This window comes from Microbacterium sp. GXS0129, assembly GCF_044769785.1.
GTDB classification, from domain to species: domain Bacteria; phylum Actinomycetota; class Actinomycetes; order Actinomycetales; family Microbacteriaceae; genus Microbacterium; species Microbacterium nymphoidis.
Map to the genome: position 1 here is coordinate 27,524 of NZ_JBIZVZ010000006.1, position 15,057 is coordinate 42,580.

General features: G+C 70.0%; 14 protein-coding genes. 1 reads left to right on the forward strand and 13 read right to left on the reverse strand.

Annotated features, from left to right (window positions below; translation table 11 throughout):
• Positions 1-71 precede the first annotated feature (71 nt).
• From ACIQJ5_RS16050 to ACIQJ5_RS16085, 8 genes are read right to left on the reverse strand one after another with little or no spacing between them, the layout of a single operon-like run.
• Entirely contained in the window at positions 72-875 is an 804-nt protein-coding gene (locus ACIQJ5_RS16050; protein ID WP_402845322.1) for an SDR family NAD(P)-dependent oxidoreductase, read from the reverse strand.
• A 1-nt stretch (position 876) separates the two neighbouring features.
• Positions 877-1,959, reverse strand: a complete 1,083-nt coding sequence (locus ACIQJ5_RS16055; protein ID WP_231092390.1) for a mandelate racemase/muconate lactonizing enzyme family protein — start codon at positions 1,957-1,959, stop codon at positions 877-879.
• The gene (locus ACIQJ5_RS16060) at positions 1,959-2,720 is read right to left on the reverse strand and encodes an SDR family NAD(P)-dependent oxidoreductase (protein WP_402845325.1); all 762 of its coding nucleotides are present in this window, start codon (positions 2,718-2,720) and stop codon (positions 1,959-1,961) included. The genes ACIQJ5_RS16055 and ACIQJ5_RS16060 overlap by 1 nt, the downstream gene beginning before the upstream one ends.
• 31 nt (positions 2,721-2,751) lie before the next feature.
• On the reverse strand, positions 2,752-4,119 hold the full coding sequence (locus ACIQJ5_RS16065; RefSeq protein WP_231092392.1) for a hypothetical protein: 1,368 nt from the start codon (positions 4,117-4,119) through the stop codon (positions 2,752-2,754).
• Complete coding sequence (locus ACIQJ5_RS16070) at positions 4,116-5,846, reverse strand: ABC transporter ATP-binding protein (RefSeq protein WP_402845327.1); 1,731 nt, start codon at positions 5,844-5,846, stop codon at positions 4,116-4,118. Before ACIQJ5_RS16070 ends, ACIQJ5_RS16065 begins: the two co-directional genes overlap by 4 nt.
• Positions 5,843-6,700 carry an ABC transporter permease gene (locus tag ACIQJ5_RS16075; RefSeq protein ID WP_402845329.1) on the reverse strand — a complete coding sequence of 286 codons (858 nt, stop codon included), beginning with the start codon at positions 6,698-6,700 and terminating at the stop codon, positions 5,843-5,845. The genes ACIQJ5_RS16070 and ACIQJ5_RS16075 overlap by 4 nt, the downstream gene beginning before the upstream one ends.
• Positions 6,693-7,655: an ABC transporter permease gene (locus ACIQJ5_RS16080; protein WP_231092395.1), complete on the reverse strand. Its 963-nt coding sequence runs from the start codon at positions 7,653-7,655 to the stop codon at positions 6,693-6,695. Before ACIQJ5_RS16080 ends, ACIQJ5_RS16075 begins: the two co-directional genes overlap by 8 nt.
• Positions 7,652-9,196, reverse strand: a complete 1,545-nt coding sequence (locus ACIQJ5_RS16085) for an ABC transporter substrate-binding protein (protein WP_402845332.1) — start codon at positions 9,194-9,196, stop codon at positions 7,652-7,654. Before ACIQJ5_RS16085 ends, ACIQJ5_RS16080 begins: the two co-directional genes overlap by 4 nt.
• A gap of 177 nt (positions 9,197-9,373) precedes the next feature.
• Here ACIQJ5_RS16085 and ACIQJ5_RS16090 point away from each other — a divergent pair, with 177 nt between their 5' ends.
• Positions 9,374-10,030, forward strand: coding sequence for a GntR family transcriptional regulator (locus tag ACIQJ5_RS16090; protein ID WP_231092397.1), 657 nt, complete (start codon positions 9,374-9,376; stop codon positions 10,028-10,030).
• A 64-nt stretch (positions 10,031-10,094) separates the two neighbouring features.
• Here the strand turns inward: ACIQJ5_RS16090 and ACIQJ5_RS16095 are convergent, their stop codons facing one another.
• Genes ACIQJ5_RS16095 through ACIQJ5_RS16115 form a run of 5 tightly spaced genes read right to left on the reverse strand, consistent with a single transcriptional unit; the run spans position 10,095 to position 15,055 of the window.
• Positions 10,095-11,018, reverse strand: a complete 924-nt coding sequence (locus tag ACIQJ5_RS16095; protein WP_402845334.1) for a GNAT family N-acetyltransferase — start codon at positions 11,016-11,018, stop codon at positions 10,095-10,097.
• Entirely contained in the window at positions 11,011-11,934 is a 924-nt protein-coding gene (locus ACIQJ5_RS16100; protein ID WP_402845336.1) for a hypothetical protein, read from the reverse strand. Before ACIQJ5_RS16100 ends, ACIQJ5_RS16095 begins: the two co-directional genes overlap by 8 nt.
• A gap of 6 nt (positions 11,935-11,940) precedes the next feature.
• Positions 11,941-12,969 (reverse strand): hydroxyacid dehydrogenase, encoded by a 1,029-nt coding sequence (locus ACIQJ5_RS16105; RefSeq protein ID WP_402845338.1) that lies wholly within the window; start codon positions 12,967-12,969, stop codon positions 11,941-11,943.
• Positions 12,966-14,021, reverse strand: a complete 1,056-nt coding sequence (locus tag ACIQJ5_RS16110) for a dihydrodipicolinate synthase family protein (RefSeq protein ID WP_402845340.1) — start codon at positions 14,019-14,021, stop codon at positions 12,966-12,968. Before ACIQJ5_RS16110 ends, ACIQJ5_RS16105 begins: the two co-directional genes overlap by 4 nt.
• Positions 14,021-15,055 (reverse strand): NAD-dependent epimerase/dehydratase family protein, encoded by a 1,035-nt coding sequence (locus ACIQJ5_RS16115; protein WP_402845342.1) that lies wholly within the window; start codon positions 15,053-15,055, stop codon positions 14,021-14,023. The genes ACIQJ5_RS16110 and ACIQJ5_RS16115 overlap by 1 nt, the downstream gene beginning before the upstream one ends.
• Between the last annotated feature and the right edge of the window lie 2 nt (positions 15,056-15,057).

A 15,057-nucleotide genomic window follows, 5' to 3' on the forward strand; every position in this document is an offset into this window, starting at 1 on the left:
CCAGAAACCCCGGCGAGTCCGAGAAGCCCTGCACCGCGGGGTTTCCCGGACTCGCCGGGGTTTTTCGCGCGTCAGGAACCGGAGGGGTAGTGGGCCGCGATGGAGGGGCGGAGAGACAGATCCCCGAAGCCGGAGGTCCAGCCGCCGTCCACCGCGATCGACTGGCCCGTGAGGTACGGCGTCTCGTCGGAGAGCAGGAAGGCCGCGAAGGCGGCGACCTCCTCCGCCGTGGCGATGCGCCCCATGGGCGGCCCCTCCGCGAGCGCTCGCTCCTCGGCAGCTGGATCCGCGGCGGCGGCGATCTGCGCTTCCAGGTGCGGGGTGCGTACACCGCCCGGGGCGAGGGTGTTGCACCGGATGTTCACCCCGCCGTACGTGACGGCGACACTGCGGGAGAGGGCGTCGATGCCGCCCTTGGTGAACTCGTACGCGCTGTACTCGGGATGCCCGGCGCGACCGTGGATCGAGCCGATGTTGACGATCGCGCCACCGCTGGACTGCGCGAGGAACGACTTCACCGCCACCGAGCAGCCCCAGATGTAGCCGAGGCCGTTGATGTCAACGATCTCGCGCACGGCGCCGGCGTCCAGTTCGTGAAGCGGCGTGGCACGGGTGATCCCGGCGTTGTTGACCCAGCCGGCGAGCGGCGCCCGGGCGGTGGCCTCCGCGGCCGCACGCTCGTGAGCGGCGACATCGGATGAGTCGCCGAGGACGACGGCGGCCACCGCACCGGCTTCGAGGCTGCCGGAGCCGGCGGAACGCTCCAGCCCCACCACGATCCACCCGTCGGCGGTGAGCCGCTCGGCGATCGCCCGTCCGATGCCCTTGCCGCTGCCGGTGACCACCACGCTGCGGTGCTGCAGATCGTGTCGCATGTCAGTCCTTTCCCGATGCCGTGAAATCGAAGCGGGCGGGATCGAGGGAAAAGCCCAGCCCCGGCCCCGCCGGAGGGGTGACACGGCCCGCGAAACGCGGGCCGTCCACAATGAGAGTGGGTGCCGGGTCGTACGGGTTACCGCCGCGCGCGAAGGTCTCGACCTCGATACCGAGGTGCGCCGTGACCTCCGGATACACGTGCCCCGACACGGGAACGCCGCGCTCACGCGCCCAGGCAATCAGCTCGCGCGCGGGCGTGATCCCGCCCACGGCGATCACGTCCAGGCGCAGCACATCTACGTTCCCCTCGATGACGAGCCGTCGCAGCACGTCCGGATCGGTGACCTCGTCGCCCACCGAGATCGGAAGTCCGCTCTCACGCCGGATGCGAGCGCACCCCAGCGCGTCCTCGGGAAGCAGCGGATCTTCGAGCCAGTCCAAGCGGATGTCACCCCACTGCCGGATCTCGGCGACCGCCTCGTCGGCGTCGCGCCAGCCGAAGCCGACATCGACCACGAGACCGGTCTGCTCCGGCAGTTCCTCGTTGAGGATGCCGATGAGCGCACGCATGTACGCCGCATCCGGCGTGCGCGAGATCTTCACCCGCTTCCAGCCGTCCGCCTGGGCGAGCACTTCGTCGGCGACCTCGCGCGGTGCACGATCGGGTGACGGGTAGGCCGCCACGAGCATCGCGTCCCGGGGCTCGCCGCTCTCCCCGATCAGTTGCCACACCGGCACCCCCGCGCGTTGCGCCGCCACATCCCACGCCGCCACATCCACGAGCCCGATCGCGCGGCGGACCAGACCCACCCGGCCCACGATGGCGCTGCCACGCAGCATCCGCTCCCAGAGCGCGGCAGGGTCATCCGCGTCGGCGCCCACCGCATGCGGAGTGACCAGGCGCTGCACGATCTCCGCCATCGGGGCCTCCCGGCTGAGGCAGTACGCGTGCCCGGTGCGACCGGCATCGTCGCGGACCTGCACGGCGGAGTACTCCCGCCGCGTCACCGTCATCGCCCCCAGGCGCAGCGGCTGCGGCAGGGGCAGCACCGCGGTGGCGGCGCTCACGTCGGCGAGCGTCATCACTCGGGCTTCTTCGCGAGGGGCACGCCGTAGTCCACCATGAACCCGCCGTCCACGTACAGGGTCTGCCCGTTCATGTAGCTGGCGTCGTCGGAGACGAGGAAGCTGACCGCGGCCGCGATCTCGCTGGCATCGGCGAGCCGCCCCGCCGGGATGCGGGACAGGATCGTGGCGGGGTTGAGGGTTCCCGCCGCGACGCCCTGTTGGAAGACGCCCGTGTCGACGTAACCCGGCGCCACGGCGTTCACCCGCACGCCCCGGGCAGCCCATTCGGCACCCGCGGTGGAGGTCAGGCCGATGACGGCGGCCTTCGTGGTGGCGTAGGGGGCACGGCCCGCCGATCCGCGCGCGGAGATGGAGGAGATGTTCACGATTCGTCCGCCGCCGTTCGCCAGCATGCGCCGGCCTGCGGCCTGCAGGCAGGCGAAGACGCCGTGCAGGTTCACGTTGACGACGGCGGACCACTCGTCCCAGGTGAGGTCCTCGATACCACGATGACGCTGGATCCCGGCGTTGTTGATGAGAACGGCGATGGGCCCGAGCTCCGCCTCGATCTCACCGAACACCCGGTCGACGGCCACCGGATCGGTGACGTCCAGCTCACGCCAGAGAACGCCCGCGGGGTTCTCCTCGGCGGTGAGGCCGGGCACCCGGTCCACCGCGACGACGCGGTAGCCGTCCGACGCGAGACGCTGGCCGATCTGCCAGCCGATGCCGGCGGCTCCTCCGGTGATGACGGCGATGGGTGCGGATTCGGTCATGAGGGGTCCTTCTGTACAGCGATGTCGGCGCTCAGACGAGCGAGGAGATGAGATCAGCGGCGTGGGCTTCCAGCCGCGCCAGGGATCCGGGGGCGAGCGGGGTCTGCCAGGCCTGGTAGGCGCCGCGCTCATAGGCGTCGTCGCTCGGGAGGTAGACGAAGCCCGGGCCGTTGCTCAGGTTGGCGACCACCACCGCGTGCCGGGGGAAGCGGGATCGTAGTGCGGTCTGCAGGTGGGAGTATGCCTCGCCGGGGTGGGCCACCAGCACGGCGCCGCCGAGTCGCCACACCCACACCGGGTGCTGCACGGTGGGCCCGTCGATGTACCCCTCCCGCAGATTCCGTGCCCGCAGCAGCCGCTCCTCGCGGCTGCGTGCGTCGATGTCCGCCCACTGATCGGCCAGCTCCTCCAGGGAGGGAAGATCGACCAGGTCCAGCTCCACCGCGGCGTTCGCTACGCCGATGACGGTGTCGGCGGCCACCGGCGTCGGCTGCCACATCCCGAGCGGTGCCCCGGACTCGACCACACCGGTGAGCTGGAGGCTGGTTCCGGGATCGGGCAGTGCGGCCAGGGCCGCCAGCACCGCGTGACCGAGGGATGCACCGTGGCGATCCGCCACGGCGAGATCGCCCGTGTACTGCTCGCGCGGGGCCAGCTCCCCCGAGGCCCCCTGCAGGAAGGCGACCGGCGCGCCCGTGCTCTCCTCGACCAGATCGCGCATCGCCCCGACGTAGTCCGGCGAGACCAGACGGTTCTGCCAGCTGAGGGTGGTGGGATGACACGCATAGTTCACGATCGTGGCGAGGGCCGAGCCCTCCCGCGTCAGGCGACCGACGAGCACGGTGTCATCCGCGCTCTCCTCCGGCGCGAAGGCGACGAGGGCGCGGCCGTCCAGGGTGAGCTCGCGATTGCCCGCGAGCGAGCATCGCCCGACCGCCCACTCCAGTCGCGCCGGTGCCAGCGCGCCGAGCGCCTCACGGGCGGCGTCGGATGCCTGGGATGCGAAGTGCTCCAGGTAACCCGGAATCAGCTCCCCGCCCTCGAGATGGGCATCGGCCGCGCACAGCACGGGACCCGCGTGCGTGTGGCTGAGCGAGATGATCAGGCGCTCGGGCGGAAGTCCCGTGGCGGCGAGGACGGCGGAGCGCACGCCGGCCTCATCCGCCACCCGGCGCCACCAGGTGGCGTCCGCCGTGATCAGCACGACCGGCTCGTCTCCCGGCGAGCGGAAGGCGAGGGCCGTCAGCGTCATGTGCCGATGCTGTCCCTCAGAGGCGTTCCAGTCCGCCGGGCCCCAGTTGCGGGCGCGAATGCCGACGGGCGGGTCGATGATCCGGCGCGCGACCCCGGCCTCGAGATCGGCAGCCGGCACCGGGATGCGCTCGTTCAGACCGGTCATGCGCGTCCCTTCGTCAGCAGCGTGGTGGTGGAGGCCCCGGTCCGCTCGTCGAGCTCCGCCGCCAGGCGCCGACGCTCGCGCTCCTGCGCCGGATCCGCCACGGGGATCGCCGCCATCAGCGATCGGGTGTACTCGTGTTGCGGGTCGGCGAACAGGTCGTCGCGCGGTCCCATCTCCACGATTCTGCCCTGCTGCATGACCGCCACGGTGCTGGACATGTAGCGGATCACGGCGAGGTCGTGGCTGATGAAGAGGTACGTCAGCCCGAGCTCGCGCTGCAGCGCCCGCAGCAGGTTCAGCACCTGCGCCTGGATCGAGACGTCCAGCGCGGAGACCGACTCGTCGAGCACCATGAAGTCCGGTTCCAGCGCGAGGGAGCGCGCGATCGACACACGCTGGCACTGGCCTCCCGACATCTCCCGCGGGAAGCGCTCCGCGAACTCGTCCCCGAGGCCCACGAGCCGCAGCATCTCGCGCACCTTCTCGCTGCGGGAGGCCTTCGTGCCGATTCCGTGCGCCTTCAGCGGTGCTTCGATCAGCTGGCTCACCGTCTGACGACGATTGAGCGCCGAGAATGGGTCCTGGAACACCATCTGCATGCGCCGGCGCAGCTGACGCAGCTCGCCACCGCCGATGCGATGCGGATCGACACCGTCGAACTCCACCGCGCCGCCGTCGATCGGGTTCAGCGCGAGCACCGCCTTCGAGACGGTGGACTTGCCCGATCCGGATTCGCCCACCAGGCCGAAGGTCTCCCCACGGCGCACGTCGAAGCTGACGCCGTCGACGGCGGTGACCACCCGCCCCGACCCCAGCCGGAACCGCTTGGTCACATCGCGCACCGACAGCAGCACGTCGCCCGGTTCGCGCGGCGGAAGAGACTCGGCGACCACCGCATCCGTTCCCCGCTCCAGCACCTCGACGGCCGTGGGAATGGGGCGGTCCACATCGATGGTGAGATCGACCACAGCGCCCATCAGCGCCTGGGTGTACGGGTCCTGCGGTCGCGCATACACGTCGTCCACGGCGCCGGTCTCCACCGTGCGCCCGTGACGGAGCACCTGGATGCGCTCGCAGAAGCCCGCGGCGATGCCGAGGTCATGCGTGATCAGCACCACCGCGGTGCCGTACTCGGCGGCCATCCGGTCGAGCAGATCGATGATGCGCGACTGCGTGGTGACATCCAGTGCGGTGGTGGGCTCGTCCGCGATCAGCAGTTGGGGCCGCGAGGACATCGCCATCGCGATCATGACGCGCTGGCGCATGCCGCCGGAGAACTCGTGCGGGTACTGCGCCATCCGCTCCTCGGGATACGGCACACCCACATCGGCCAGCAGCTCCACGGCACGCGCGTGCGCGGCCTGACGCGAGACACGGTCGTGCAGACGCACGGCCTCGATCAGCTGCGCGCCGATGGTGAGCACCGGGTTGAGGGAGCTCATCGGGTCCTGGTAGACCATCGCGATCTCGCCGCCGCGCAGCTTCGCCATCTCCCGCTCGCTGAGAGCCAGCAGGTCACGACCCTGGAAGCGGATCTCGCCGCCGAGCCGCGCGCCCGCGTTCAGGCGCATCACGGACAGCGCGGTGAGCGACTTGCCCGACCCGGACTCGCCGACCAGGCCTAGCTTCTCTCCGGGCGCGACCTGCAGATCGATGCCCTTCACGGGGGTCGCGGATCCGTAGGAGACGGTGAGTCCACGGATGTCGAGCACGGGTTCCACGCTCATCGGCGCACCCCCTTCTTCTCGCCGGCGCCGAGTTGGTCGGCCAGCACGTTGAGCAGCCAGATGGTGACGAAGATGAACAGCGCCGGGAAGATGACGTAGCCGATGGACTGGTACATCTTCTGGTAACCCTGCTGCACGAGCGTGCCCCACGTCGCCTCCGGCGGCGCGATGCCGAGGCCGACGAAGCTGAGCGAGGCCTCCAGCAGGATCGCGTTGGCCGCGTTGATCGCCGCCTGCACCACGATGGCTCCGCGCACATTGGGCAGCACCTCGGTGAGCACCAGACGCGGACGGGAGGCGCCGAACGCGACGGCCGCAGTGAAGTAGTCCTCCTTCAGCTCGCTCAGCACGGAGGACCGCACGAGGCGCGCCGTCGTGGGGGTGAGGAGGATGCCCACGATGACGGCGAGCTTGACGGGATCAGCACCGAAAGCAGAGACGAACACCAGCGCGAACAGGATCTGCGGGATCGCCATCACCGTGTCGGCCAGACGCATCAGCAGCTCGTCCAGCCAGCCACCGAGGAACGCGGCCGCCATACCCCACACGAGGCCGAGCAGCATGGCGAGCACGGTGGCGCCGAGCGCGATGAAGATGGTGAGCTGACCGCCGAACAGAATGCGGCTGAGCAGGTCTCGTCCCAGCTCGTCGGTGCCGAGCAGGTGCGCGCCGCCCGGACCGACCAGGCGGTCCGGAGACTGGGCCGCGGGATCGTACGGGGCGACGATCGGCGCCAGCACACTGGCCAGCACGATGAGCCCCAGCACGCTCGCGGAGATGATCGTGAGGACCGGGAACCGACGGCGACGGGTCGCGCGTTCCCGGGCGGTCACAAGGGTGAGCGTGTCAGCCATGACGCCCCTTCGTGCGCAGGCGGGGATCGAGGACGCCGTAGAGCAGGTCGACGATCAGGGTGGTGATGATGAACATCGCGGAGATGAGGAGGACGACGGACTGCAGCACGGCGTAGTCGCGCTTGAAGACCGCGTCGATCGCGAGCGAACCGAGTCCGGGTATGCCGAACACGTACTCCACGATGACGACGCCGCCCAGGGTGTAGCCCACGATGAGTCCCAGCATGGTGAGGCTGGGGATGAGCGCGTTGCGCAGCCCGTGGCCGATCACCACACCCCACCGCGACTGCCCCTTGCCGGTGGCCGTGCGGATGTAGGACGAGTCCAGCACCTCGATCATCGAGGCCCGGAGGTAGCGGATCAGCAGCGGGGACGCCGCGATGGCCAGGGTGAGCGCCGGCAGCACCATGCGCACCAGGTTCTCCCCCGGGTCCTCGTCGAACGGCGTGTACCCGCGTGCCGGCAACAGCTTGGTCTGCACCGCGAAGACGATGATCAGCGCGATGCCGATGAGGAACTGCGGCAGGGCCATCCCCACGGTGGAGAACGCCGTGACGATGCGGTCCACCATGCCCAGCGGGCGCAGCGAAGCCAGCACGCCCAGCGGCAGCGCGATGATCACCGCGAGCAGGATGCCGAGGAAGGTGAGCTCCAGCGTGGCGGGCAGACGCTGCCCGATGAGCTCGGTCACGGAGAACTGGTTGAAGTAGCTCTGACCGAAATCACCGCGCACCAGCCCGCCGATCCAGGTGAGGTACTGCTGGATCATGGGGGCATCGAGTCCGGCCTCCTGGCGCAGGCGCTCGATCATGGCGGCGTCGACACCGGGGGTGGAGCCCAGGCGGGTGATGACGGGGTCTCCCGGCAGCAGCCGCAGGACGATGAAGATGATCAGCGAGGTGGCGATCAGCATCGCGATGCTGATCGCCACCCGCCGTGCGGTCTGTGCGATCACTGGAGCGCCGCGCCCTCGAGGTGGAGCTGGCCACCGCCCTCGACCCAGACCCCGGTGACCTTCTCACCCGTGGCGGTGACCACGGTGGACTGCAGCGGCACGATCAGCGGAACCTGCTGGTTGATGATCTCCTGCACGCTGGCCCACTTGTCCTTCCGGGCCTTCTCATCCGGCTCCGCCATGGCGGCCGAGAAGGCCGTGGTGAAGTCCTCATCGGTCCAGTTGCACTCGCAGCGGCCGGGCAGGTAGAAGTTCAGCGAGTACGCGGGCTCCGTGGGCGTGGACTGGAAGTTCGGCACGATCGTCGCGGGGTAGCTCTTGCCGGCCGGGTAGAACTTGTCCACCCAGGTTCCGATGTCGTTGTTGTCGATCTTCAGTGTGATGCCGATCTCCTTCAGGCTGGCCTGCAGGATCTCGCCGCTGGTGTTCCACTCCGGGTACTGACCGGCCACGCCCCACCAGGTGAGGGTGTCGCCCTCCTTCACACCGGCCTGCGCGAACAGCTCCTTCGCCTTGTCGAGGTCGTAGCTGTAGTCGATCAGATCGCCGCCGAACCAGGAGTTCTCGGCGTTGAGGGCGCTGTTGGTCGGCGAGACCACGCCCTGGCCGGAGTAGGCGGCGTCGAGGATGGCCTGCCGGTCGATGGCGTAGGCGAGCGCCTGCCGGGCACGCACGTCGTTGAACGGTGCCGAGGTGGTGTCCATCTCCCACGACGGCCACTGGCTGGGGCTCTTCGGACGCACCATCACCATGTCGCCACCGGCCTCCAGCTGAGCCACATCACCCTGGGGCACGGACCAGAGCACGTCGATATCGCCGGAGCGCAGCCCCGTGACGGCGGCCGTGGACTCCGCGGCCTTGACGATGGTGATCTGATCCAGCGCGGGCTTGTCGCCGAAGTACTTCTCGTTCGGCACCAGCGTGACGCTGTCATCCGGGGTGAACTTGGAGACCGTGTAGGGACCGGTGCCGATGGGCTCCTTGTCGATGGAGTCCACCTTCGAGGCGTCGATCATCTTCACCCACACCAGCGCGGCGGGGAAGGTGGCCACCGGCTCCGACAGCGTCACCGTGAGGGTGGTGTCGTCGGTGGCGGTCACCTCGGAGATCATCGAGATCTTGTTCTTCTCCTGCGTGGCGGTGTCGGGATCCACGTAGTAGTCCAGGGCCGCCTTGGCCGTCTCGGCCGTGAACGGGGTGCCATCGGAGAAGGTCACGCCGTCGCGCAGCGTGAAGGTCCACGTCTTCTGGTCGTCCGACGCCTCCCACTTCTCGGCGAGGTCACCGACCACCGCCCCGGACTCGTCGGTCTTGGTGAGCCCGTTCCACAGCAGGGGGAACAGCACCTCCTCCCAGGCGAACGTGCGGATGGCGGGGTTGAGCTGCGGGATGCCCTGAGCTGCGGCGACGGTGAGGGTTCCGCCGGTGGCGGATCCGCCGTCCGATCCGGCATCGTTGCCGGAAGTGCCCGCGGCGCAGCCCGCGGTGGTGAGAAGGGCGGCGACCAGCGCGCCGGCCAGCAGAAAACGTCCTCGTTGCATTGCGGTTCCTCGCCTCTCGGGATTTCGGGTGACTCCCCCGGGGGTGCTGTGCGGGGGAGCCTGTTCGCTATAGCATGTAGCAAAACCAGCCACGTGTCCAGTGTCGTCACTTTCCCCCGCAGCAGTGCACCATGGAGGGGGCGAGCGTGTGGGACGCGAGCGCAGAACAGGGGAACGATGCAGACGGTCTCAGACCAGAACGTCGCCAAACAGGTGACCGAGGAGCTTCGCGACGCCATCTACGCGGGTGAGCTGAAGCCCGGGGAGAGACTGGTCGAACGAAAGCTCGCCGCGCGTCTCGGGGTGAGCCACATCCCCGTGCGTGAGGCCCTCGCCCGCCTCGCCGAGGAGCGTCTCGTGGAGCGGGAGCCTCGGCGCGGCGCTCGCGTCGCACGGATGACGCGTGCCGATCTCGACGAGATCACCTCGCTGCGCATCGTCCTGGAGCAGTTCGTCGCCGAACGCGCCCAGGAGCGATGGAACGAGGATGCGCGGCACCGCCTGGAGACGATCCTGGACGCGATGGACGCCGCCGAGCCCGGCGACACCGCGGAGATCTTCCGCCAGGACCGCGCGTTCCACGAGACCCTCTCCGAGCTGGCGGAACACCGTCTGCTCTCGGACATGTCCACCCGGTTACAGGGGCGCATCGCGTCGTTCCTCCTCGCCACCACCTCCGAGCTGAGTGCCGACCAGCAGCACGCCCACACCCAGAGTCACCGCGTGATCGTCGACGCTCTCGCCTCGGGTGATGTCGCACGACTGCGCGAGGTCATCGCCCACCACATCGTCGAGGGCGCGGCACGCATCCCGCTGGACGATCCCGCTTCATAGCGCGCACTTGGCCCGAAAACCCCGGGTTTTGGAACCAAGTGCGCGCAATGAAACCGGAGTCGCCTCAGAAGTAGTCGGCGGCGCCGAAGTGACGCGGGTGGCTGAGGCGAGGCTCGCGGGTGAGGGCCCGGACCATCGCAGTGGTGTCGAGCTCGTCGATCGCTGCGGGGGCGAAGCGGGCGATGGCATCGTCGAGCTCAGCCAGCGCGGGCACCGCGATGCTGCACGAGCCGATCCCGGCGGATGTCCACGACCGCGCGACAGCAGCGAGCACAGCACCGAGGTCGGCGACGGCGCCGGGCGTGCACGCGACTTCGTCGATCACACCGGTGCCGTCTTCGACGTGCTCGATGACGTAGGCCGCGGCAGCGCGGTGCATCACGGTGCCGGCCAGGCGATACGCGGCAGCGCGGAAGTCCAGGTCGCGGCGGCTCGGGGCGAGCGCCACACGGCCGAGGCGCGATGCGCGATAGATGCTGTCGACGCCGCGGAGATTCCCCTCGTCGGTCGGCGACGCGACGACATCGCCGACCGCGCCCTCGCCGCTCGGATCGACGGACGCAGACCAGGCGCCACGGCGAACCCGGCGCATCGTCAGCTGTTCGAAGCCGCGCGATCGATACACACCGGGCGTGTCCGTGAACAGCAGCGCCCACTCGCAACCCGCTGTGCGGGCATCGTCCAGCGACCGCTCCACCATGCGGGCGGCGACACCGCGGCCGCGTGCCGCCGTCGCCACGGCGACGCTGCCGATCGCGTGCACGGACGCGATCCGGTCATCCTCGTGCAGTGTCTTCGGCATGCCGTACACCGAGCCGACCACGTGTCCATCGAGCACCGCAACCTGGGTGTGGGCGTGGCGATCGGCATCCAGCAGCCACTGACCGGGTGCCAGCGGCGGTGTGAACGCGGCGGCCCACAGGGCGAACAGCTCGGGCTCGTCGGCCGGCCGCGCGTGACGGAGGATCAGATCGTCGGAATCAGTCATGGGGGCTTTCCGCAGGGGAGGATGTCGTGCGCAGCAGGCGCGCCGCGGTGACGGCGTTGGTCGCGGCCGTGCGCGATGTGGTCCAGGGATACGGCGTCTCGCCACGGCGGGCGGCCGCAGCCACCGCCCCGGCGAGTTCGGCGAACCCGAACTGTGCGGCATCGGTCAGCACCGCGCCGCGGATGCCGGCCTCGGTGAACACCTCCACCTCGTAGCGGTCGTCGCCCGCAAGGCCGGACACGGTGAGCTGGACCGGGACATCGGACCCGCCGTGGCGCACCTGGGCCATCGCCTGCGCGAGATCCTCCGATGCGCCTACGTCCCGCCATGCCAGCTCACCGTCGATCGCCACGAGAGATGCGCCCGGCAGCACCGCGTCGACCAGTTGCCAGGCGTGCGACCCCACCGACAGCAGCGTTCCGCCGCCGTCCGCCGGATCGTCCTGCCACTCACGTCCGGGTGAGCGAAACGGCGCGGCGTCATGGTGGGCGAGGACCCGGACCCCGAGGATCCGCCGATCACGCACGTCCCGGGCGAGGGCCCGCACAGCCGGGGCGAAGGCGAGCGGGGTCGCCGTTCCGAAACCGCCGCCCAGGGCATCCAGAGCCGCCAGATGGCCCGGCGTTGCAGCTGCCACCTTGTTCACGAAGACCGTGGGCACGATGCCGAGCACCGCAGGCAGCAACTCGGCGACGAGCGCCGTACGCGCCGTGACGATCACCGCGTCGGGGGCGAGCGCGACCAGCTCGGTGATCGTCACTTCCGGCACACCGAAGCGCTCCGCGAAGTCCCGGCGACGCGCGGGATCATCATCATCGGCGACGCCGATCAGCTCAACGCCCAGCGCACGGAGGTTCGCCGCGTCGATGGCCGGGTGCGCGTGAGCGACGCCCAGGAAGCCGAGACGAACCGTCATGCCGGATCAGGCCATCGTTGCGATCTGCTCGCGCGTCACGGCGTGCTGCAGCGGCTGGCCGGCAAGATACGCCTCGACCTCGTCGGCCACGATGCGACCCTGGTGCAGGCGACCCTCCACAGTCCCTGCCGCGCGGTGCGGTGTGAGCAGGACGTTATCCAGCGAGCGGAACGGGTGATCCAGCGGCAGCGGTTCCTGATCGAAGACGTCGATCGCGGCGTCGATGCGGCCGGTGCGAAGCTCCGCCAGCAGCGCGGCCTCATCCACCAGCCAGGATCGCGCGGTGTTGACCAGGCCGGAACCGTCGGCCATGAGCCCCAGCTCGCGGGCACCGATCATGTGGTGCGTCTGCGGGAGCGACGGAGCGTGCAACGCAACGATACGTGCAGCGCTCATCCCCTCCTCCAGGTCGACGAGACGGGCACCCAGCGATGCGGCTTCGTCCGCATCGACCGTGGGATCCACGAGCAGCGGCTGGGCGCCCAGCGCGCGCAGCAGCGTCAGATATGCGCGTCCGGTGCGCGAGGCGCCCACCACGGTGATCGGGCAGCCGCCGATCTCGTGCTGCGCCCCCGGCTCCACGGCCGATTCCCATCCTTCACCCGCGTGCATCGCGTGGTCGAGGCGGTGGACCCGGTGCAGCAGCGACAGCGTGAACGTCAGCGACACCTCGGCGACGGGCCGCGCCATCGCCGCTCCCGTCTGCGTGACACGGATGCCTGCGTCCCACAGCGCATCCGTCACGAGGAAGTGCACGCTCGCGCCGCTGTGGGCGAGCAGCCGCAGACGTGGCATGCGCGCGATCGTCTCCGCGTCCACCGCAGCCGCACCCCACGCGGGAACATAGACCTGGGCCTGACCGGGATCGGCGACGTCCGCGAGGGTGTCCACCCGGACGAGGGCCCCGGCCGGATCCGCGCCGTCGGCCACGGCGAGCGCCGCGGCTGCCGCGTCCAGCCGCGACCAGCTCTCGGCACTGAAGAACTCCCCCACGAGCGGGGCGGGAACGGCGACGATGATCCGGGGTGCGCTCACGCCAACCACCTTTCCAGATGCTCGGCGACGAAGGCGTCATCGGCGAGATCAGGATAGGCGAGCCGCGTGCGGGCGATCTCGTCCGCCTGCCCCGGCGACAGCGATTCGGCGGGGTCGAGGCACCAGGTCCCCTCCAGCAGACCCTGCTGGCGGAGCACCTCATGGACACCGGCGATCACGCCGTGGAAGTCGTGTCCCGGGTCGAAGACCGCCTGGTTCACGTCGACCAGATCGGCCGCTCGTGCCGTCAGCATCCGCAGCAGCGCGTCGTCTCCCGCCAGGGCGCGGTGCACCTGGTCGAGCATCCGCACCGCGGCGTGGGTGCCGACGGCCCACTGACCGAGAAGACCGCCCACGAAGCGCAGCGTCTGCGGCCCTGCCGGAGAATCGACCGTGTAGGTGGCAAGCAGGTCGGCGAGGATCGCGTCGTCGTTGCCGGTGTACAGGGCGATCTCACTCGAGCGGCCGGACTCGGCCACACCCCGCACCAGCTCGAGTGTGCGGTAGCGGTCGAACGGCGCCGCCTTCACCGCCACCACGGCGTCGATCGAGGCGAAATCGCGCCAGAACGCACGATCCAGCGTGGGTCCGCCGATGGCGCTCTGCAGGTAGAAGCCCACCAGCGGCATGATCTCTCCGATGGCGCGGGCACGATCGAGCAGTTCTGCCGGCGACGCCCCCGGTACGCGCGGGCTCACCAGCACCGCGTCATAGCCGAGCTCGTGAGCCAGCTCCGCTTCGGCCACCGCCTGCGCCGTGTTCCCGGAGACACCCGCGATCCGGATCACGGACGGATCGCCATGCGCTTCGACCTCTTCGATGGCCAGGCGCAGCACCGGCTCGAAGAGACCGTGCTCGGGATCGCGGATCTCGAACTGCGTGGTGTGGACGCCAACAGCCACACCGCCGGCGCCGGCGTCGAGGTAGTACCGCGTGAGGGCGCGCTGGCGTCGCTCGTCCAGGGTGCGCTCGGCCGTCAGAGCCAGCGGATGAGCGGGAATGACGACACCGCGCGCGAGCGTCGCGGCGGCCTGGGGGCGAAGTGCGTGCATCAGAACTTCCCGTCGCGGACAGCCCACTTGGTGGGCTTGGCGATGGTGGGAAGGCCGGCCTCGAGCCACGCGGTCTGCCAGCGCACGAGCGTGTCCGCGGATACCGAGGGGTAGCCGAACAGCGCCATGCAGCGGCTGGAGTCGCTGAGCAGAGCGGTGGCCTGCGGCTCGTCGACGAGCGTCACCTCGCGCCCTGCCAGCGCGCCGATGCGGCGGGCGATGGCGGCCACGCTCAGCGTCTCGGGACCGGTGAGATTCACCGTGAAGACCTCGGAGCTGGCGTGGCGCAGGCTCCGCAGCACCACCTCGTTGGCGTAGCCCTGCCACACCACGTTGACGTTCGCGGTGGCGACGGAGACCGGCTCACCCGCGAGCACGGCGGCCGCGATATCGGCCACCACACCGTAGCGGAGGTCCACGGCGTAGTTCAGCCGGATGATCGAGACGGCCGTGCCGCGCTCTTGCGCGCCGAACTCGAACACCCGCTCGCGTCCGAGGCAGGACTGTGCGTACTCACCGATGGGCGCGGGCGTGACATCCTCGCTCGCGCCGCCGGACGAGGCGGGCAGGAACGGATACACGTTTCCCGTGGAGAGCACCGAGATCCGGCTGTCGCGGTAGTGGCGTGCGACGCGGTCCGGGAGTGCCGCGTTCACCTCCCATGCCCACGACGGGCTGGTGGCGGCGCCGAACTTCGCACCGATCATGAACACCACCTCGGCGGCGTCGGGAAGCGCGGAGAGATCATCCGCCTCGACGAGGTCGAACGGCACGACGACCACGCCCGCGCTCTCGAGCCGCTCGCGCAGCGCGGCGTCGCCGAAGCGCGACACCGCGTAGACGCGGTCCTCAGAGCGGCCCGCGGCATCCATCGCCTTGCGAGCGAGCATGGCCAGGGTAGGCCCCATCTTGCCGCCCGCACCGAGGATCGCCAGATCCCCGGACCCGGCGCGCATGTCCTCGATGAGGGCCGCACTCGGCTCGGCCAGCGCCGATTCGAGATCGGCCTCGGAGGTGAAGGTGAAGTCGGTCACGA

Coding starts and splice junctions, on each gene's coding strand:
- ACIQJ5_RS16050 (WP_402845322.1), bottom strand. CDS start 875: ATGCGACACGATCTGCAGCACCGCAGCGTGGTGGTCACCGGCAGCGGC.
- ACIQJ5_RS16055 (WP_231092390.1), bottom strand. CDS start 1,959: ATGACGCTCGCCGACGTGAGCGCCGCCACCGCGGTGCTGCCCCTGCCG.
- ACIQJ5_RS16060 (WP_402845325.1), bottom strand. CDS start 2,720: ATGACCGAATCCGCACCCATCGCCGTCATCACCGGAGGAGCCGCCGGC.
- ACIQJ5_RS16065 (WP_231092392.1), bottom strand. CDS start 4,119: ATGACCGGTCTGAACGAGCGCATCCCGGTGCCGGCTGCCGATCTCGAG.
- ACIQJ5_RS16070 (WP_402845327.1), bottom strand. CDS start 5,846: ATGAGCGTGGAACCCGTGCTCGACATCCGTGGACTCACCGTCTCCTAC.
- ACIQJ5_RS16075 (WP_402845329.1), bottom strand. CDS start 6,700: ATGGCTGACACGCTCACCCTTGTGACCGCCCGGGAACGCGCGACCCGT.
- ACIQJ5_RS16085 (WP_402845332.1), bottom strand. CDS start 9,196: ATGCAACGAGGACGTTTTCTGCTGGCCGGCGCGCTGGTCGCCGCCCTT.
- ACIQJ5_RS16090 (WP_231092397.1), top strand. CDS start 9,374: ATGCAGACGGTCTCAGACCAGAACGTCGCCAAACAGGTGACCGAGGAG.
- ACIQJ5_RS16095 (WP_402845334.1), bottom strand. CDS start 11,018: ATGACTGATTCCGACGATCTGATCCTCCGTCACGCGCGGCCGGCCGAC.
- ACIQJ5_RS16100 (WP_402845336.1), bottom strand. CDS start 11,934: ATGACGGTTCGTCTCGGCTTCCTGGGCGTCGCTCACGCGCACCCGGCC.
- ACIQJ5_RS16110 (WP_402845340.1), bottom strand. CDS start 14,021: ATGCACGCACTTCGCCCCCAGGCCGCCGCGACGCTCGCGCGCGGTGTC.